Source organism: Sinorhizobium sp. BJ1 (genome assembly GCF_002531555.1).
Taxonomy (GTDB): Bacteria; Pseudomonadota; Alphaproteobacteria; order Rhizobiales; family Rhizobiaceae; genus Sinorhizobium; species Sinorhizobium fredii_B.
The window spans coordinates 292,527-311,029 of record NZ_NWTH01000003.1 but is presented as its reverse complement, the minus strand read 5'-3'; the positions used below and the strand labels follow the sequence as shown (position 1 = coordinate 311,029).

21 protein-coding genes are annotated in these 18,503 nt (G+C 61.8%); 14 read left to right on the top strand and 7 right to left on the bottom strand.

Annotation, left to right across the window (positions count from 1 at the left end):
- Positions 1 to 4 precede the first annotated feature (4 nt).
- The 3 genes from CO676_RS04850 to CO676_RS04840 all read right to left on the bottom strand — a co-directional run bounded on the left by CO676_RS04850 (position 5) and on the right by CO676_RS04840 (position 3,655).
- A complete protein-coding gene (locus CO676_RS04850) occupies positions 5 to 532 on the bottom strand; it encodes a DUF1697 domain-containing protein (RefSeq protein WP_014761498.1) in 528 nt (175 codons plus the stop codon).
- An 11-nt stretch (positions 533 to 543) separates the two neighbouring features.
- Complete coding sequence (locus tag CO676_RS04845) at positions 544 to 2,652, bottom strand: S9 family peptidase (protein WP_014761499.1); 2,109 nt, start codon at positions 2,650 to 2,652, stop codon at positions 544 to 546.
- Positions 2,653 to 2,767: 115 nt separating this feature from the next.
- Positions 2,768 to 3,655, bottom strand: a complete 888-nt coding sequence (locus CO676_RS04840) for a VOC family protein (protein ID WP_097519792.1) — start codon at positions 3,653 to 3,655, stop codon at positions 2,768 to 2,770.
- 371 nt (positions 3,656 to 4,026) lie between these two features.
- Between CO676_RS04840 and CO676_RS04835 the strand changes: the two genes are divergently transcribed.
- The 3 genes from CO676_RS04835 (at position 4,027) to CO676_RS04825 (ending at position 5,790) form a co-directional block, all read left to right on the top strand.
- Positions 4,027 to 4,449 carry a universal stress protein gene (locus CO676_RS04835; RefSeq protein ID WP_014761501.1) on the top strand — a complete coding sequence of 141 codons (423 nt, stop codon included), beginning with the start codon at positions 4,027 to 4,029 and terminating at the stop codon, positions 4,447 to 4,449.
- Positions 4,450 to 4,507: 58 nt separating this feature from the next.
- A complete protein-coding gene (locus CO676_RS04830) occupies positions 4,508 to 4,852 on the top strand; it encodes a TraR/DksA family transcriptional regulator (RefSeq protein ID WP_014761502.1) in 345 nt (114 codons plus the stop codon).
- 275 nt (positions 4,853 to 5,127) lie between these two features.
- Positions 5,128 to 5,790 (top strand): hemolysin III family protein, encoded by a 663-nt coding sequence (locus CO676_RS04825; protein ID WP_041413888.1) that lies wholly within the window; start codon positions 5,128 to 5,130, stop codon positions 5,788 to 5,790.
- Positions 5,791 to 5,813: 23 nt separating this feature from the next.
- Here CO676_RS04825 and CO676_RS04820 read toward each other — a convergent pair whose 3' ends face one another.
- Together CO676_RS04820 and msrB are read right to left on the bottom strand one after the other, a co-directional pair.
- Positions 5,814 to 6,308 carry a hypothetical protein gene (locus CO676_RS04820; protein ID WP_014761504.1) on the bottom strand — a complete coding sequence of 165 codons (495 nt, stop codon included), beginning with the start codon at positions 6,306 to 6,308 and terminating at the stop codon, positions 5,814 to 5,816.
- 196 nt (positions 6,309 to 6,504) lie between these two features.
- Entirely contained in the window at positions 6,505 to 6,912 is a 408-nt protein-coding gene (gene msrB, locus CO676_RS04815) for a peptide-methionine (R)-S-oxide reductase MsrB (RefSeq protein WP_097519791.1), read from the bottom strand.
- A gap of 235 nt (positions 6,913 to 7,147) precedes the next feature.
- Here msrB and CO676_RS04810 point away from each other — a divergent pair, with 235 nt between their 5' ends.
- The 8 genes from CO676_RS04810 (at position 7,148) to mucR (ending at position 13,918) form a co-directional block, all read left to right on the top strand.
- Entirely contained in the window at positions 7,148 to 9,523 is a 2,376-nt protein-coding gene (locus CO676_RS04810; RefSeq protein ID WP_097519790.1) for a putative monovalent cation/H+ antiporter subunit A, read from the top strand.
- Positions 9,520 to 9,939, top strand: coding sequence for a Na+/H+ antiporter subunit B (locus CO676_RS04805; RefSeq protein WP_097519789.1), 420 nt, complete (start codon positions 9,520 to 9,522; stop codon positions 9,937 to 9,939). The genes CO676_RS04810 and CO676_RS04805 overlap by 4 nt, the downstream gene beginning before the upstream one ends.
- Positions 9,939 to 10,316, top strand: a complete 378-nt coding sequence (locus CO676_RS04800; protein WP_097519788.1) for a Na+/H+ antiporter subunit C — start codon at positions 9,939 to 9,941, stop codon at positions 10,314 to 10,316. Before CO676_RS04805 ends, CO676_RS04800 begins: the two co-directional genes overlap by 1 nt.
- Positions 10,317 to 10,323: 7 nt before the next feature.
- Positions 10,324 to 11,877, top strand: a complete 1,554-nt coding sequence (locus tag CO676_RS04795) for a Na+/H+ antiporter subunit D (protein ID WP_041414933.1) — start codon at positions 10,324 to 10,326, stop codon at positions 11,875 to 11,877.
- Positions 11,877 to 12,353: a Na+/H+ antiporter subunit E gene (locus tag CO676_RS04790; protein WP_097519787.1), complete on the top strand. Its 477-nt coding sequence runs from the start codon at positions 11,877 to 11,879 to the stop codon at positions 12,351 to 12,353. The genes CO676_RS04795 and CO676_RS04790 overlap by 1 nt, the downstream gene beginning before the upstream one ends.
- A complete protein-coding gene (locus CO676_RS04785; protein ID WP_014761510.1) occupies positions 12,350 to 12,721 on the top strand; it encodes a cation:proton antiporter in 372 nt (123 codons plus the stop codon). Before CO676_RS04790 ends, CO676_RS04785 begins: the two co-directional genes overlap by 4 nt.
- Positions 12,721 to 13,080 carry a monovalent cation/H(+) antiporter subunit G gene (gene mnhG / locus CO676_RS04780; RefSeq protein ID WP_014761511.1) on the top strand — a complete coding sequence of 120 codons (360 nt, stop codon included), beginning with the start codon at positions 12,721 to 12,723 and terminating at the stop codon, positions 13,078 to 13,080. Before CO676_RS04785 ends, mnhG begins: the two co-directional genes overlap by 1 nt.
- Positions 13,081 to 13,486: 406 nt before the next feature.
- Positions 13,487 to 13,918 carry an exopolysaccharide biosynthesis transcriptional regulator MucR gene (gene mucR / locus CO676_RS04770; RefSeq protein WP_014761512.1) on the top strand — a complete coding sequence of 144 codons (432 nt, stop codon included), beginning with the start codon at positions 13,487 to 13,489 and terminating at the stop codon, positions 13,916 to 13,918.
- Positions 13,919 to 14,200: 282 nt separating this feature from the next.
- On the opposite strand, the gene CO676_RS04765 is transcribed toward mucR, so the two are convergent.
- Positions 14,201 to 14,623 (bottom strand): SufE family protein, encoded by a 423-nt coding sequence (locus tag CO676_RS04765; protein ID WP_014761513.1) that lies wholly within the window; start codon positions 14,621 to 14,623, stop codon positions 14,201 to 14,203.
- Positions 14,624 to 14,858: 235 nt separating this feature from the next.
- Positions 14,859 to 15,290: a DUF5330 domain-containing protein gene (locus CO676_RS04760; protein ID WP_014761514.1), complete on the bottom strand. Its 432-nt coding sequence runs from the start codon at positions 15,288 to 15,290 to the stop codon at positions 14,859 to 14,861.
- A gap of 181 nt (positions 15,291 to 15,471) precedes the next feature.
- Between CO676_RS04760 and CO676_RS35125 the strand changes: the two genes are divergently transcribed.
- The 3 genes from CO676_RS35125 (at position 15,472) to CO676_RS04750 (ending at position 18,430) form a co-directional block, all read left to right on the top strand.
- Entirely contained in the window at positions 15,472 to 15,636 is a 165-nt protein-coding gene (locus CO676_RS35125; protein ID WP_014761515.1) for a hypothetical protein, read from the top strand.
- 270 nt (positions 15,637 to 15,906) lie between these two features.
- Positions 15,907 to 17,478, top strand: coding sequence for an ATP-binding protein (locus CO676_RS04755; RefSeq protein WP_041413889.1), 1,572 nt, complete (start codon positions 15,907 to 15,909; stop codon positions 17,476 to 17,478).
- Positions 17,450 to 18,430, top strand: coding sequence for a peptidoglycan-binding domain-containing protein (locus CO676_RS04750; RefSeq protein ID WP_097519786.1), 981 nt, complete (start codon positions 17,450 to 17,452; stop codon positions 18,428 to 18,430). The genes CO676_RS04755 and CO676_RS04750 overlap by 29 nt, the downstream gene beginning before the upstream one ends.
- Positions 18,431 to 18,503: the final 73 nt, after the last annotated feature.

Genomic DNA, 18,503 nt, shown 5'->3' with positions numbered 1-18,503 from the left:
CCAATCAGGCGCCTTCGTCCTCGAGAGCCGCGGCCATGTCCGCAAGCTTGCGCACGGTGTTGAGATTGCGTGTCGTGCCGGGCTTCAGCGCCGGCAGCTTGAGCTTCGACCGTCCCGATCCATTCGGGTAGTGGATATAGATCTCCCGTCCGTCGATCTTCACTTCTTCGCCATCCGGTGCGACGAGTTTGTCGAGCGCGTCCGCCGCCGGTGGCTCCGGAAGGAATGCGACGAGCAGGAAATTCGGCTTGGCGTCCGGAAACGGCACCCTTGCCGCGACCGCCTCGAGCTCGCGCCGGCTGCGCAGCAAGACGCCTGGCGCCTTGCCCATCCGTTCGGCCAGCGCCGCCTCAAGTTTGCGCCGAACTTCGGTTTCGGCGAGCTCGGAACGGAACAGCACGTTGCCGCTCTGGATGTAGGTCTTGACGTCGGCGAAGCCGAGACCTTCGCAGACGGCCTTCAGCTCCGCCATCGGAAGCGTACCGGTGCCGCCGACATTGAGGGCCCTTAGCAGCGCGACATAGACCGGCACGGGTGCACCTCTTAGATCTTGCCACCCACCTTGATGGCGAAGGCATATTCGAAGGCGATTTCCTCCAGCCTCTGGAAGCGTCCGGAGGCGCCGCCATGTCCGGCATCCATATTGGTCTTCAACAGGATCGGCTCGCTGCCGGTCGTCCTCTCCCGCAGTCTGGCGACCCATTTCGCCGGTTCCCAATAGGTGACACGCGGATCGGTCAAGCCGCCGAGCGCCAGGATTGCCGGATAGGGCTTGGCTTCAACATTGTCGTAGGGCGAGTAGCCGGCAATGATGTTGTAGAATTCGGCGCTTTCGATCGGATTGCCCCATTCCGGCCACTCCGGCGGCGTCAGCGGCAGCGTGTCGTCCAGCATGGTGTTGAGGACGTCGACGAAGGGGACGGCAGCGATGATGCCCCGGAATTTCTCCGGCGCCATGTTGGCGATCGCCCCCATCAGCATGCCGCCGGCCGAACCGCCCTCGGCGATGATGTTCGCGTAGGATGTGAACTTCTGCTGATTCAGATAGTCAGCCGCGGCGATGAAGTCCCTGAACGTATTGGTCTTCTTCGCCATCTTGCCGTCTTCGTACCACTCAAAGCCCTTGTCCTTGCCGCCGCGGATATGGGCGATGGCATAAACGAAGCCGCGGTCGACGAGCGACAGGCAGTTGGTGTTGAAGCCAGCCGGAATGGTGATGCCGTAGGCGCCGTAGCCGTAGAGCAGGCAGGGCGCCGAACCGTCGAGTGGCGTATCCCTGCGATAGAGGAGCGTTACCGGAACCGCGGCGCCGTCCGGAGCCGGGGCGAAAACGCGGCGGGTCACGTAATCATCCGGAGTGTGGCCGGAGGGCACCTCCTGGGTCTTCAAGAGCGTCCGCTCGCGCGTCGCCATGTTGTAGTCGAAGAGCTGCGAGGGTGTCGTCATCGACGAATAGGAAAAGCGGATGACGTCGGTGTCGTATTCGGCGGCACCGGAAAGTCCGAGCGAATAGGCCTCTTCGGCAAAGGCAATCGCGTGTTCCTCACCGGTTTTCCGGTCGCGAATGACGATCTCCGGCAGGCCCTCGCGGCGCTGCAGCCAGATAAGGTGGCGGGCATAGGCCATGTGGCTGAGGATCAGCGTGCCCGGCCGGTGCGGCACGACCTCGCGCCAGTTTTCCTTCTGCGGCGCTTCCACCGGCGCTTCCATGATCTTGAAATCCTTGGCACCGTCGGCATTGGTGAGAATGTAGAAGACCTCGCCGCCCTCGGTCATGGAATATTCGAGACCGGTCACGCGTTTCGCCACGACCTGTGGCTCGGCCGTCAGGTCTCTGGTCGAAAGCAGCCGATATTCGCTGGTCTCGTGATCATGGATGTCGATATAGATGAAGTCGTCGAGCAGCGACCCGCCGACCGACATGAAGAAGCCGGGGTCCGCTTCCTCATAGACGAGCCGATCTTCCGACTGCGGTTTGCCGACGATGTGGTGGTAAATCCGCGACGGGCGGTGGTTCTCGTCGAGGACGGTGTAGAAGAAGCTCTCGCCGTCGGGTGCCCAGGCGCCGCCGCCACCGGTGTTCTCGACCACGTCGGAAAGATCCTCGCCCGTCGAAAGATCGCGCACCTTCAGCGTGAAATATTCCGATCCCTTGTCGTCATAGCCCCAGATGCCGCGGGCATGGTCGCTCGAATGGTCGAGGCCGGCGATGCGGAAGTAGGCCTTGCCCCCGGCTTCCTTGTCGCCGTCGAGCAGCACTTGGCGGGTCGTTTCGTCGCCGGCGGCTCCATCGCGCGGGATACGGAAATAACGCGGATGCTCGCCGCCTTTCACGTAGAAAGTTCCGTAGGCAAAGGCGCCGTCCTTCATCGGCACGGAGGAATCGTCCTCCTTGATACGGCCGCGCATCTCGGCAAACAGCGCCTTTTGCAGATCCTTGGTGTCCGCCATGGCGGCGTTCATGTAGTCGTTTTCGGCCTCCAGGTGGCGGCGGATCTCCGGATCGAGGATCGTGGGATCCTTGAACATCGCTTGCCAGTTGTCGGCCCTCAGCCACGCGTAATCATCGGTCCGGCTGATGCCGTGGCGCGTATCCGTGAGCGGCTTCTTGTGAGCGACGGGCGCGGCGGGCAGGTTGTTGAAAACGGACAAGGGTCTCTCCGGGATCTCTTCGGTGGGAGATCATGAGATAGAGAGCGCCCGGGCGGCGATCAAGCGGAAAGCACCGCCGGGTGCCGTGGAGAAGGATAACGATGGGCGATAGAGATCACGCGGTGGGCGCGGCGAGATGGAGGCCGATGCCCCACGGGTCGGTGAGGCGGTGGATGCCGCCTTCCTCGCGCACGGGGGTGTGCAGTTCGTCGAGCTTCCGGATCGCCGCGGCGAGCTGGTCGGCCTCCCTGAAGCGGATCGTGTAGTCGGAGAGCCCCGTCATGTTGGCCTGGCGTTTCGCCGCCCCGCGCGAGTTCCAGATATTGGCTGCGACGTGATGGTGATACTTGCCGGAGGCGAAGAAGCTCGCCCCCGGATAGCGCGCCATCAGATCGAGGCCCAGGATGTCGCGGAAGAAGGCGTCCGCCTGCGGTATGTCGGAGACCTGCAGATGGATGTGGCCGATCACGGTGCCGTCGGCAAGGCCGTTCCAGCCCTCTCGCGGTGCCTCGTCATAGAGCGATTGCAGGTCGAGCGGCAACGTGTTCATCGCAACCGTGCCGTCCGCTTCGTAACGCCATTCGCTGCGCGGTCGATCGCGATAGATCTCGATACCGTTGCCCTCCGGGTCGGCGAGATAGATCGCTTCGCTGACGAGGTGGTCGGAGGCGCCCTGGAGGCGGACGCCGTTGTTGGCGGCATGCGCGAGCCACCGTCCAAGTTCCTGCCGGTCGGGGACGAGGAATGCCGTGTGGAAGAGACCGGGTGCGCTGCGCGGCGCCTTTGCCGCGGCCGCTTCCGTCGTCAGCGTCAACAGGGGCCGTCCGGCAACCCCGAGCATCTCGCCCCTTGCGCTCCTCTCGAGCGGAGCGAGGCCGAGCATCTTTTGATACCAGGCGGAGACCATCGGCAGGTCCTGAACGATGAGATGTGCCCGTTCGATATAGGCGGGCATCGCCGCCGCGTGATCTGCAGGGAGGTTGGTCACAGGCTGCGATTGCATTGTCTATTCCTCGAGCTACGCCTTTCGGAGCGCCCACCGGAACCCATAGTACCTCCCGGTGGCACCCTGAACTGTAGCCCAATATGAGCACGTGAAGGAGTTCGGGAAAGCTATTATATTACTTGATGTTGTGTTCGATGAACGTTGACGGTCGCGGCCGTCGCGCTACCTCATTCTAGAGGGTGCAAGCGCGAGAGTGGTGACCGACTTGATTTCGATCATGGTCGGAATTGCCGTCGCCGCTCAATTTCGGCCCAAGAGGGCGAGAAAGGGCGGAAGAGGGCATTCCGGTCAAAGTTTCGCCCTCGGGTCCAAAGGATCGCCTTGCTCTCCAGCGGCGACCGGGAATGCAACGGAAGGAGCGTATCTGTATGTACAGGAAGATTATCGTCCCGATCGCGATGGATCAGCTCGAACACGGCGAATCCGTTCTCGGCATCGCCGAAAAACTGATCGACGAGGGAGGGGAGATCATCCTTCTCAACGTTGTCGAGGATCTCAACGCCTATGCTCAGGGCTATATGATCGTCGATTTCCCGCTCGAGATGATCGAGGAATCGCGCAGGCATGCGGTCAAGACGCTGGAGGCGATGAAGACCAAGCATGGCATCAAAGGCCGGATTGAAATCCGCACCGGCGGGGCGGCCGGCACAATCAACGCGCTCGCCAAGGAAGAGAACGCGGACCTGGTGATCATCGCGTCGCATCGTCCGGGGCTGATAGACTATTTCATCGGTTCGACTGCCAGCCGCGTGGTCAGCCACTGCCCCTGCGCCGTTCTCGTCGATCGCTAACCAACAAGAAGAATGCGGTACGGCTTTGCCGTGCCGCGACCCCAAGGGAGCTCCCGCAATGGACAAATACGCGCTTGATGATTTCCGCGAAAAGCTTCTGCGCCGCAAAGACGAACTCTATGGCCGTCTGGTGAAGATCGAAGAAGACCTGGACCAGCCGATGAATGCCGACGTGCCGGACCGCGTCACAGAGCGGGAAAACGACGAAGTGCTGGAAGGACTCGGCCTGGCAGGCCAGGGCGAGATCCGCGCCATCGATGCGGCGCTCGACCGGATTGCAGCCGGAACCTACGGAATCTGCGCGCGTTGCGGGGACCCCATATCCCAGGAACGGTTGCACGCGGTGCCGCATGCGCCGCTCTGCCAGACCTGCGCCGCCGAAGTTGCTTCCCGCACGCGATGAAGGCGACCCTTCGCGGCGGCGGCATGGGCTCTCGGCCGGGCTGTGGTCACACGTTCCCACCTGATGTGACCGCGTTGGCGGGGACAGGCCAATTGTTGTAATGCGTTGCAGAATTTGATCCTTTCGCCCCAATCCGGTGCTTTGCCGGCAAAGATCTCTGTGGCACGATGTATCCGTGCGTCGGCAGGGGCCACGGGGGGCGAGTTATTCGAGCCAGCTTATTGTGGTCCAGGACCCTTGCTGACATCGGAGCGATGCGGATCTGGAGGGGCCGCGTGGAGAGCAGCGAGGTCAAATGGAGCTATGACCGGTCGGAATTGATCGCCGACGGAATTGTCCACGGCATTGGCCTTTCCGCCGCGCTCGTTGGCGTCACAGCCCTGATTTTCTATGCAACGGTCTGGAGCACCTCTGGACAGCTTGCCGCCGCCTCGATCTATGGTGCGGGTCTGGTCCTCACCCTATCGGTCTCGTTTCTCTACAATCTCTATCCCGTCTGCCGGACGAAGTGGCTGCTGCGTCGCCTGGACCATTCCGCCATCTTCGTGCTGATCGCCGCAACCTACACGCCATTTCTCCAGCGCGGCTGGGACGATCCGTTCCTGTTTTCGATGCTCATAGGCATGTGGGCGGTCGCCCTCCTCGGCATCGCGATCAAGTGTCTTTTACCAGGACGATTCGACCGGTTGGCGATCCTTCTCTACCTGGCCATGGGCTGGGGCGGCGTCCTTGCTGCAAAATCCTTGTTCGCCGCCCTGAGCGCAACGACCTTGGTTCTCGTCGTCGTCGGCGGCCTCATCTATTCGGTCGGCATCATTTTCCACGTCTGGGAGCGGCTACGCTTCCAGAACGCCATCTGGCACGGCTTCGTCGTTGCCGGCTCGGCCGTGCACTATTCCGCCGTCCTCAGCTGCATCAGCGGTGCGTCCGCCGCGTGATCGGGGGATCGGCAGGCTTCCACTCACTCAGGAGCCTGGCAATTGTCCGAGGGGCGCAGCGCCGCAGCCATGCGCGAGATGACGCCGTCGAAGCTCGTCAGCTTCGATTTGCGATACTGCAGCCGGAAATAGGCGGCGCTGCCGTCGCAGAGCGCGATCGCCCGGGTGTAGAAGACCTCCCGGCCACGAGCACCGGAGAAGCTCGCCCAAGCGGGCGTGACGCGCGAGTAGAGAATTCGCCAATCGTCGTCTCTCTCGTAGCCGATCCGGTCGGCGACGTCGGTCTCGAAATCGCCGGCGGGAGGGTGAGTGCCGAACACCATCAGCGTCGCGCCATTGTCGTCGGCATGGAAACTCGCGCCGTCGTTATTGTCGGCCTGCTGGTGCATCTCGAACCCCGGCGGAATCTCGACCGTGTAGCCAAAGCGGGGATTGGAATAGGGATGCCAGTCGTCCTGCGCGGCAGCGGGCAGGAGGGGCCCGAAGAGAAGAGCGATTGCAAAATAGACGCGGCGCATGCGGAGAGCATCCTTTGGTTTCTTACCTGCCGCTTTCCTTCGGAGAGTCGCGCGTTTCACGGGATGCGTAAAGGCCCCTTTGCAAAGACTGTCGGGTATCGCATAGGCTCTTCCCGAGCGCCCCGAGATCGACACCGATTCGATAGTCCTGCCGTCACGCGTTATCTGTTCCCCGCGGAACAGGGACCTGCGTTTCTCAATCTTCCTCGAACGTCATTGCCGTGCCGTTCAGGCAGTAGCGCAAACCGGTCGGCGGAGGGCCGTCGGGGAAGACATGGCCGAGATGGGCATCGCATTCGGCGCAACGGATTTCCGTCCGCACCATGAAATGCGATCGATCGACATACTCGGCAATCGCGTGCGCATCGATCGGAGCGAAATAACTCGGCCAGCCGCAGCTGGAATCGAATTTCGTGTCGGAACGGAAGAGCGCCCGGCCGCAGCAGACGCAGCTATAGGTGCCGTGTCGCTTCTCGTTGAGAAATGGACCGGTGAAGGGGCGTTCCGTGCCATGTTCGCGCGTGACGCGGTATTGTTCCGGTGTCAGCTGGGCCCGCCACTCCGCGTCCGTCTTCTGCATACTCCGCGCTCCGGCGTCGGCCATCGTCAAAACTCCCTTTCGATTGCGGCGATTATATAGGAACGCGGCCGCGCGCCGGCAAACAGAGAAACGGCAGCCGCACACCAGCGGCTATCAACGGCTTTGTTGAATTTTGCGCAGTATAACCGCGCACGAGACTGAGGACTGCGCCGATTTCTCTTGAGGCGAACCGGTCCTTCTTCTATGTCCGGTATCGAATTGACCAGATGATCAAAACGGGAAGGAGCATGCCAAGGCGATGGATGTGACGGCCCTGACATTTCTGGCGCTCGCCCTTCCCTTCGCAGCGGCCCTCGTCGCACCTAGCCTGACGCGCCTACTCGGGCAGAATGCCGCCTGGGTTCTGGCTCTTGCGCCTGCGGCGATTTTCTTGCATTTCCTGCGCTTCCTTCCCGACGTCGCGCGCGGCGAAACTGTCACAGGCGGCTATGCGTGGATACCGTCCTTCAATGTCAGCTTTTCCTGGCTGATCGATGGTTTGTCGCTCACCTTCGTGCTGCTGATTTCCGGCATCGGGGCGCTGATCGTCCTCTATTCGGGCGGCTATTTGAAAGGCCACCCGCAACAGGGACGCTTCTTCTCCTTCATCCTCATGTTCATGGGATCGATGCAGGGGCTCGTCGTCTCCGACAGCTTCCTGATGCTCTTCGTCTTCTGGGAACTGACGTCGATAACCTCCTTCCTGCTGATCGGCTTCGATCACGGCCGCGAGGCCGCGCGCCGTGCCGCCCTGCAGGCCCTGGTCGTGACCGGGGGAGGCGGTCTTCTCCTGCTCGCCGGGCTGCTGATCCTTTGGAATGTCAGCGGTGTCACGCAGCTTTCGCTGCTACTCTCGTTCGGTTCCGAGTTGAAGGAAAGCCCCTTCTATCTCGCCGCACTGCTGCTGGTCCTCGGCGGCGCCTTCACCAAGTCGGCCCAGTTTCCGTTTCACTTCTGGCTGCCGAATGCGATGGAGGCGCCGACACCGGTTTCCGCCTATCTGCATTCGGCGACGATGGTGAAGGCGGGCGTCTATCTGTTGATGCGCCTCAATCCGGTTCTTGGCGGAACGCCGGAATGGCAACTCCTTCTGCCTCTCTTTGGCGGCGCGACGCTGGTGATCGGCGCGGCGCTTGCGGTGCGCGAGAGCGATTTGAAGCTGATGCTGGCCTACACGACGATGGCGTCGCTCGGCTTGCTGGTGATGTTGATTGGGCTCGGCTCGCCGCATGCCATCGAGGCGGCAGCGCTCTATCTCGTGGCACATGCGCTGTTCAAGGGCGCGCTGTTCATGGTGGCTGGTATCCTCGATCACGAAACGGGATCACGTGACCTTTCGCAACTCGGTGGCCTTCGCTCGGCAATGCCGCTGACGTTTGGTGTAGCTCTTGCCGCTGCGCTCTCCATGGGCGGCCTGCCGCCGTTCTTCGGCTTCCTCGCGAAGGAGGAGCTCTATGCCGCATTCTCCGCGTTCGACCTGCGCTCTGGTCTCTTCGCGATGCTGGCGGTCATCGGCAACGCCCTGATGTTTGCCGTCGCCTTCGCGGTCGCGCTGAAGCCCTTCCTGGGGCCCCGGGTCAGCACGCCAAAGCATGTCCACGAGGCGCCGCTGCTTCTCTGGATCGGCCCGGCAATTCTCGCCCTGAAGGGGCTCTCCATCGCGCTCATGTCCGGTCTCGCCCATCGGCTGATTTCGTCGCCAATGGCCTCGGCGATCGCCGGCGAGGCAAGGACGGTCGAGATATCGCTCGAGCCGCATCTCGGTCTGCCGCTCATGCTCTCCGCACTGACGACGGCGCTCGGCGTCGCCTTCTACGTCAATCTCGCCCGCTTGCGCGCGGCGATGACGGCAATCCTCGCCGATATCGGCTGGGGGCCGGACCAGGGCTTCGACCAATTCATGCGCGGCCTCGTGCGCCTTGCGGTCGCGCTGACGCGGCGACTGCAGGGCGGCCGCTTCGAAGTCTATATGACCGCTACCTTTGCGCTCGTCGCCGTCGTTCTGCTGGCAATACCGCTCCTCTACGGCGAGTTCCCGCGTGCTCCCTTCTTCTCAGCGGACGTTCCGGCGCACGAGCTTGCGATCATGGCGATCGCCGTCGCCGGTCTCCTCGCCGTCGTGGCCGCGTCCGACCGCCTCACCGCCATCGTCTCCCTCGGCATCCAGGGTTTTGCCGTCGCCGTGATCTACCTGCTTTACGGTGCGCCGGATCTGTCCTTCACGCAATTCATGATCGAGACCCTGTCGGTCGTCGTACTGGCGCTGGTGATGACCCGTCTGCAGCTCTCGCCCGCCGACCACCGGCCGCTCCCGGAGAAGGTGCGCGATGTGGCCATAGCGCTTGCCTGCGGCTTCGGCTTCGGCCTGTTCCTGCTGAGGGTCACGGCTGTGCCCTTCGACAACACGCTGACGGAGTTCTTCAACCTTTACTCGAAATCGATCGCGCACGGGGCGAATGTCGTCAACGTCATCATCGTCGATTTCCGCGGCACGGACACACTCGGCGAAATTGCCGTGGTGATGACCACCGGTCTCGCGATCCTGGCACTCGTGAGGCTCAGGGCCGGTTCGCTCAAGCGCGCCGTGGCCGCGGAGGTCGTCGCGGATGAACATGCGCCGGAGGAACGGGTATGAAGTCGCTGATCTTCCGCACGGTTGCGCCGGTGCTGACGAGCCTGATGATGCTCTTCTCCATCTTCGTGCTGTTGCGCGGCCATAACGAGCCGGGCGGCGGCTTCATCGGCGGCTTGATCGCCGTTTCGGCTTTGGCGATCTATGGCATGGCACACGGTGTCGAGACGGTAAGGCGGGCCATCTTCTTCCATCCGATGGCAATTGCCGGGGCCGGGCTCTTTACAGCGACGTTTGCGGGCCTGCTCTCGATTGTCGCGGGGGTCCCGTTCATGACGGGGCTGTGGATCTATCCGTCGATCTTCGGCATCGAGGTTCCGCTCTCGACTCCCTTCCTGTTCGATGCTGGCGTCTACCTGGTCGTGGTGGGCGCCATCAGTTCGATCGCGCTGTCGCTCGAAGAGCGGGGAGGTGAGTGATGGAGGCCTGGTTTGCCTTGCTCGTCGGCATCTTCTTCAGCGTTGCCGTCTACCTCATGCTCTCGAAATTCATCATCCGCGTGCTCTTGGGCGTTGCAGTGCTCGGCAATGCGGTGAACTTGCTGATCTTTACGGGAGGCCGTCTGACGCGGGACGTGCCGCCGGTCATACCCGAAGGGGCCGATGCGCTCGCCGCTCCCGCAGCCAACGCACTCCCCCAGGCGTTGATCCTGACGGCAATCGTCATTTCCTTTTCCTTCTTCGCCTTCCTGCTCGTTCTTTCCTGGCGCGCCTATCGCGATCTCGCAACCGACAACACGGACGAAATGCGCGTCGCCGAACCGGTGGATGAACCGGTCCCCCCGCTTGGATATTGACCGCGCCATGGCCGCTTCGATCTCACCTTCCGCCGATCTTTCCGCTGCGCTCGTTCAGGCGCCGCCGACGGTGGCCGCATGGCTGGTGATCCTGCCGGTCGCCTGGTGCCTTGCGATCGGCGCGCTCCTCGTCATGCTGCGCCGCCCGATCGGCATTCATCCGGCCATTACCATCATCGGCCTTGCCGGGCTCGTCCTGGTCAATGGGCTGCTTCTCAAGGAGGTCGCCGAGAACGGGCCGCTTACCATGGTAATGGGGCGCTGGTTGCCTCCCTTCGGCATCGCATTCACCGCCGACCTGACAGGGGCGCTGTTCGCCTTTGCCGCATCGCTTGTCGCGCTCGTGGCCGGCGTCTTCTCGCTTGGCGACATCAATGACAGTGGTCGTCGCTACGGTTTCTATCCGCTGCTGATGCTGCTGATGGCCGGCGTGTCGGGGGCTTTTCTGACCGGCGATATCTTTAATCTCTATGTCTGGTTCGAGGTGCTGCTGATCTCGTCCTTCGGCCTTCTCGTCCTGGGCTCCGAACCGGAGCAGATCGATGGAACAGTAAAATACGGGTTCCTCAATCTGGTCGGCACGACGCTGTTCCTGATAGCGACCGGCTACCTCTACGCCGTGTTCGGGACGCTCAACATGGCGGATATCGCCAGAAAGGCCGAGGGACTGCGCGACAGTGTTCCGCTGGTGACGCTGGCGGGTCTTTTCACGCTCGCCTTTGCCATGAAGGCGGCGGCCTTCCCGGTGAATTTTTGGCTGCCGGCCTCCTACCATACCCCCCGCGTCGTCGTGTCCGCGCTTTTCGGAGGCTTGCTCACCAAGGTCGGCGTCTACGCCCTGGTGCGCGTGATGGTCATGCTCTTCCCGGTGGAAAGGGAAGAACTGAGTTTCATTCTGGCCGTTGCAGGAGCTCTGACGATGATTGTCGGCGTGCTCGGCGCAATGGCGCAGACGGATTTCCGCCGCATTCTCGGCTACCTCATTGTCTCCGGCATCGGCTCGATGCTCGCCGGTATCGCCGTCGGTGGACCCGGCGGCATTGGGGGTGCAATCTTCTATGCGCTGCATTCCATGCTCGTGATAACCGGCCTCTACTTCGCCTCCGGCATCGCCATGCGTCTCGGCGGAAGCGCCTCGATCGCCACCCTTGCCGGCCTTTACCGTCGGCATGCCGGATTTGCCGCGCTCACCTTGATGTTATGTTTTGCCGTCTCGGGGCTCCCGCCCTTTTCCGGCTTCTGGCCAAAGGTCATGCTCGTCAAGGCCGCGCTTGATATCGGCGCCTGGTGGCTTGCCGCGGCGCTTCTTCTTGCTGGCTTCTTGACGACGATTGTCACCGGCCGCCTTTTCCTGTTGGCTTTCTGGCGGGAGGGGACGCGCGCCGGCAGCGAGGCGGTGTCGCTGTCGCCCGCGGCGTTGGCCCCGCTGGCGGTGCTTACCGGGCTGACTTTGTTGATCGGCCTTTACCCCGAGCCGCTGCTGGCGATGATTCAAAACGCGGCAGCAGGCCTTGCGGAGCCGTCGGCCTATGTGAATTCGGTCTTTCCGGGAGGGCCGTGATGAAATTCCTGCAGATCAATCTGCTTTTCACCGTTCTTTGGGGTGCCATCAGCGCCAGTTTCACGCCGGCGAACCTCATGCTCGGCTTTGCTGTCGGCGCTTTGTCCCTGTGGCTGATCCGGCGCGAGCTGCAGCCGGTGACCTATCCCCTCAGACCGTTGCGGCTGGCTCTGCTTGCGGCACTGTTCTTCAAGGAGCTTGCCGTCTCGGCCGTCAAGGTCGCCATCCTCGTCCTGCGCTCGCGCATGGGCTTGAAACCCGGCATCTTCGCCTATCCGCTGACTGCCAAGAGCGATTTCGAGATCACCTTGCTCGCCAATCTTATCACGCTCACGCCCGGCACGCTTTCCGTTGACGTGTCCGAGGACCGCAAGATCCTCTATGTGCACGCGCTCGATTGCGCCGATCCGGGCGCCCTGCGGCAGGACATCGCACGTGGCTTCGAGCGGCGCATCCGGGAGGCTTTCGAACGATGACGCCCGGAACGGTTCTGGCCGCAGCGACTAGTCTCGCGCTCCTGCTCCTGTCTCTCGCTCTCTTGATGACGGTGCTGCGCATTATCCGCGGGCCGACATTGCCGGATCGGGTGCTCGGTCTCGATATGCTGGTCGCGATCGCGATCGGCTTCATCGCGGTCATCGCCATCAAGACCGGCTTCAACCTTTATATCGACATCGGAATCGCCCTTGGTCTCGTCGGCTTCCTCGCGACCGTCGCCTTCGCGCGCTTCATCCTGACACGCGGCCTCGCGCCGGAGCAAACAGGAGAACGCGCAGCCCTGATGGGGGCAAAGGCAGCTGTCAAGCGGGAGGCAACCCGCCGCAAACGCCGGGGAGGCCGCTGATGGGGACCCTTATCGTTGCCGGGATTACATTGCTGGTCGCGATCATCATCGTGGTTGGTGCGTGCTTTTCGCTGTTGGCGGCGCTGGGTCTCCTCCGCTTCCCGGATCTTTACACGCGCATGCACGCGGCCTCGAAAGCGGGCACCGTCGGTTCCGGCCTGCTGTTGGTCGCAGCCGGGCTGCATTCGCTCGACCCTGCCATTTTCATCCGCTCACTTGCCGGCTTCGTTTTTCTGGTGCTGACGGCGCCGATCTCGGCCCATCTGTTGGCGAAGGCTGCACATCAGGCGGGTTACAGGATGACGAAACTGTCGGTTATAGATCAGCTGCCAAAAATGGAAGAGCCGCGGCGGCATTGATGGGCGGCATTTCTGTCTCTGTATTTCGGGACAATTCCGCCACAGGGCACATTTTTAGTGATCTGAAATAGATTTGCTGCTCATTGACAAAAATTATGTTTTGACATTTTGCAGATCAATGTTAAGCCAGTAACCGCAAAGTGTCGTCGTAATCAATACTTTGAACTGGAATTCCAGCTGGAGTTGTGATTGTAACCGTTGCTTTGAGGTGCCGAAGGGTGCGGCATCTTGGTGACGGGTTTCGTTGTTGCGATTCGAGCCTTGATGTTGCGGCGGGGCTATGCTCCCGTCGCGCGGTTATCGCTCAGTTCCTAGGCGGCAAGCGCTGTTCGGCGGCATTTTGGCATTTCCTCCCTCCTGAAACACTGTTTCGGGTTTTGTTGCTGAATTCCGATAGGAGAAAAAAATGAGTGAGAATACGCTCGGTACGAGCAACGAACTCCTGGTTGAGCTGACGGCGGAAATCGTTGCCGCCTATGTGAGCAACCATGTGGTTCCTGTTGCCGAGTTGCCGACGCTGATAGCCGATGTCCATTCGGCGCTCAATAACACGACGGCTCCCACGCCCGTGGTCGTGCCGGTCGAAAAGCCGAAGCCGGCCGTCTCGGTTCGCAAGTCGGTGCAGGACGATCAGATCACCTGCCTCGAATGCGGGGGCACGTTCAAATCGCTGAAGCGCCACTTGATGACCCACCACAATCTTTCGCCGGAAGAGTATCGCGAGAAGTGGGATCTGCCTGCGGACTATCCGATGGTGGCGCCGGCCTATGCGGAAGCCCGCTCGCGCCTCGCCAAGGAAATGGGACTCGGTCAGCGTCGCAAGCGTCGCGGCAAGTAAGCGGATTCGTTCGGCAGCCGACCGGGCGAACTTCGGGGACAGTGACCTTCGGGCACAGTGAACCGATGCCTGAATAGCGGCAGGAGTTACTCACTTGAGGTGGAAGCCGGGCTGTTTCAGTCCGGCTTTTTACTGCATGTTTCCTTACATCATATTCGGTCTAAGGATAAAAACATGCAACGAGTCAAAGTGCTACAGCGACCTTTGTGCGTCTGAAAAGACGCACGGCGCTGTAGTGCCGAAAACTGTCCAACCGTCGGCTCTACTGTAGGTGCGACGATCTTACGCCGGTAGGCGCGTCTCGGCCTCGCCCTTGATTCTCCGGATCATCGAACGCAGCCCGTTGGCGCGCTGCGACGAGAGATGTTCGATAAGGCCGATCTTGCCGAAGATATCGAGGGCATCGATTCTGGCGATCTCGGAGGCGCGCTTGCCCGAAAAGATCGCAAGCGCGATCGCCACTAGGCCACGGACGATATGCGCGTCCGATTCGCCATCGAAAGTCAGGACCGGATCATCCAGATCACCGGACGTATGGGTCGCCAGCCACACCTGGCTGGCGCAGCCCTGCACCTTGTTCTCGCTGGTCCTCCAGACCTCCGGCATTTCCGGCAGGCTTTTGCCCAGTTCGATGACGTAGCGGTAGCGGTCTTCCCATTCGTCGAGAAAGGCGAAATCGTCGATGATCTGGTCAAGTGAAACCATGGCTGATCCGTATGTGGCGCTCTTGCAATCGGCTGCGCCCTGTTTCCCTCCCGCACCAATCCAAGGCCGGGATCTCGTTCACCCTTCATATAGGGGATGCCGGCCGCAAAGAGAACAGCCTATGGCTTCCGAGAAGATTTCATTCCGCGAAAGCTCGATAAATAATTCGCCGCGATATACTGAGCGTCTTCGCGGCGGCACAACTGGTAGTCGAGGCCTTCCGCAAGAACTGTCCTTATTTGGCAGGCGCCGTATGGGGATCGAGGCGTTTTTCCGGGACGGGGGTGCGTTCGAAAACCGGTATGGCTTCATTCGCAGGCTCTACGGCAGAGAGGTTCTCGGCAGGCACCACGGTGCCGGTCATGACCTTGGCGTCGGGCGTTCCGGTCTCCGCAAATTGGCTGTCAAGAAACTCATAGGCGATGCGCGCACCCTCCCGGGCACGATGGCCGAGGGCGACGAAGGTCTCGGCACCTTTCTCGCAGACGTCCGGCTTCTGGATGCAGATAGCACTTAGATAATGGAAGGCCTCGTTGGCGGCGGAGAAGGTGTCGCCGATCTCCACCTTCGGGCCGTTCTCCAGCTTGGCGCTGCTCGACGGGTCGAGGAAGGGCAGCAATACCAGCACAAGCGAAAACCAGAACGTCGCTTTTACGAGAAACCACATGTTCTGCCCATCCTCTGTAAGGCCGCCTTCGCCTCCGGACTTCGAGCCGGATTTGACGCTTTCGGCTGCCCGCTTTCGCCTACGCCTTTTGTCGCCTCGTGCCCAGTGGGTGCGTCGCTCCAATGTGGGCCCGTTCTGTCAGCGACGGTAGAACTGGAATCACAAGACGGCTTTTCCAGAAATGCTGGGATTCGGTTCAAATTTTATCGAACTGGCCGATTCTGAAATTGCCGGCGGGCGTTTGTCCGGCATTTTAACGATCGCCGTTAAGGTTCGTGGCAAGCTGTGTGCCACCGGGCCCGAGCGGCTCGACACCGCCATCGGTACGCTCTGCCCAAATCGTTAACGGGAAGCGGAAAATCCACCAATATCCGCCGCTTACGCCCCGTTAACCACAAGAGACGAAGCTCGCCGGAATTGCTTCGAAATGGGATTTTTCGCCGGTTTCGTGGGCCCGCGCGGGCCCCCCGCTTATTCTTTCATTAAGTCGGGAATGCGAGATTCGGACCATCACGAGGCGGTCCGGTCTATCCGCTTGCGAATCGCGCAGGGACCGTAAGCCTGCCTCGCAAAAACAATAATGGTGGCAGGGCAAGGCGTGAGTGTATTGCGTAACATGGCTGGCAAATGGGCATCCCGCGTGGATGAAGCCGCTGCAGCGTGGTTGCCGCGCCGCCCGGATGGCCCCGTTGCGGAACGCTATGATTTTAAGAGACTACGCGCCGTGGCTGCAGTCTCCTTGACGGCCCTGCCGATTGTGCCGCTCATCCTGTCGGCGGTTCTGCCGGTTTCCGTGGCACTGCCGGCGGGCACGGCGCTCTGGGCATCGGCCTCGTTGCTGGCGGCAGCCGCGAGCCTTGCGGCGCACAGGATGGTGCCGACATCCGCCGGGACGAAGCCGTCGGGCGTGACCGACCTGCCCGATCTTTCTGCGGCCTACGATCTCTTCGCCGGCCTCGTCACCATCCATGACCCGCGTGGGCACGTTCTGTCCGTTCATGGTCGCGATGCCGCCGATCACCTCAAGTTGCTGCGCGACCCTCGCGGATGCGGCTTTATTGAACAGATTCACGTATCCGACCGCATCAGCTTCCTGAAGGCGATCGATGCATTGCGCCAGGGCGGCGAGTGCTCGGCCGTCGACATTCGGCTCGAGCGCCCGTCGACTTCCGCCGATGGCGTGCAATTCGTGCACATGCGATGCGAGATGACGCCCCTTCGCGATGCCGAGGGGCGTCTGATGGCGATCATTGCTCAATCGCGCGATGTCTCGAACGAGGCTCGCCTGAGGGCGGAAGTCGCCGCCAAGGCCGCGCATGCGGAATCGGCCAATGACGCCAAGACGCGGTTCCTGGCGGCTGTGAGTCATGAGTTGCGCACGCCGCTGAATGCCATTCTCGGCTTTTCGGATGTCCTTTCCGGAGAGTATTTCGGCAGGCTGGAGAACGACCGGCAGCGCGAATATGTTTCCTTGATTAACCAGTCCGGCATGCATCTGCTTTCCGTCGTGAACACGATGCTCGACGTGAGCAAGATCGAGGCGGGCCGCTACGAGTTGGTGCCCGAGCCCTTCCGGGTAGCGGACGCGATCGCCGCTTGCGAAGCGATGCTGTCGCATCAGGCGCGCGAAAAGGGTGTGATGCTGGCAAGCCGCGTGACGCGGGCGGTCGGTGAAATCAACGCCGATCGGCGCGCTGTGCAACAGATCCTCATTAATCTCGTCGGCAATGCCGTGAAGTTCACCGACAAGGGCGGCCTCGTAACCATCGATGCGGAAGTCGACGGCGCGCTGCTGAAGTTGACCGTCAGCGATACCGGCATCGGTATTGCCGAAGATAAGCTGGAAATGCTCGGCCAACCTTTCGTCCAGATTCAAAATGACTATACGCGCCGCTACGAGGGCACCGGTCTCGGCCTGTCGCTGGTCAAGGGGCTCGTTGAACTGCATGGCGGCAGGATTTCCATCCGCAGTTCGGAAGGCGAGGGGACAGTAGTCGTGGTCACCATACCGCGGGACGGTACCGGAATTGACGAGCGCGAGCAGGTGAGCACGCGCGGGGCAGTGGAGTTTCCGCCGCGATTGAAGGGGCGCGACGAAACGGCGAGCGATTTGCGGCTGCAGACAGAGGCCTCCGAAGGAACAGTCAAGGAAAGGCGACATGGCGCCGCGCAAGCGAAAACAGCCTGAGCGGAAACGGGGCGGCCGGCCACGGCCGGGCATCGCGTTGCGCGGACTGGCGCTCGCGGGCCAGGGCCTCGGACGTTGCGCTGTGCTTGCCGGCCGGTTGATCGTGCACCACCCGGTGGGAGCCGGCGGGTTGGCAACTTTCGCCGTTGTTTTCAGCTTCGTGGCGGCGAACGCCATGTGGTATCAGCACGGCAACCATCCCTCGCCGCTGTTGCGCACCCGAGTTCCCCTGGTGGGTCCCGAGGTTGCCGAGCGTTTGGCCGCCGCCAATGGCGAGGCCGTCGAGCCGCGCAAGGTGACGACCTTCGTGATCGAGCGCGAAGGCGAGACCAAGTCGGTACAGGTCAAGGACACGGTCGGCGAAAGGGAATCGTCCGAGCAACGCATGCCGCGGTCCCCCGAATCCGTGTCGGACGTGGGCGCTGCCCTTCCACCACCGGCACTCGTCGCCGATGTCCAGAAGGAGCTTGCCCGGCTTGGTCTTTATGTCGGCACGCCGGACGGCCGCAGCGGTCCAAAGACCGAATCCGCTATCCTTCGCTTCGAAAAGCGCGCCGGTCGCAGCGAGACCGGCTTGGCCAGCGTCGATCTCCTTCAAGCGCTCCGTGCAGCGCCGGGCTCGGAGATGGCCATTGTAGCGCCGGACAATCGGCCCTATTCCGACCCGAAATCGACGCCCGCCGAAGTCGATCCCGTCGCCGCCGCAATCCGCACGGCGGAAGAGGATGCAACGCTTACTCCGCGCGCCGAAATTCCGGTATCGAGCGAATTGGTCATGAGTATCCAGAAGGGGCTGAGCAATCTCGCTTACGCGGATATCGTCGTCGACGGCGTCGCCGGCGATCAGACACGGGCGGCGATCCGTCATTTCGAGAAGCACTACCGGCTTCCGCAGACCGGCGAACCGAATGGCAAGGTTCTCGATAAACTTAAGGAAATCGGCGCGCTCTAGGCAATCGCCGAGAAGCCGTGCGACGATCTCCCCCGGGACGGTCATTTGCATATCGATCATCGCGCGTGTATCT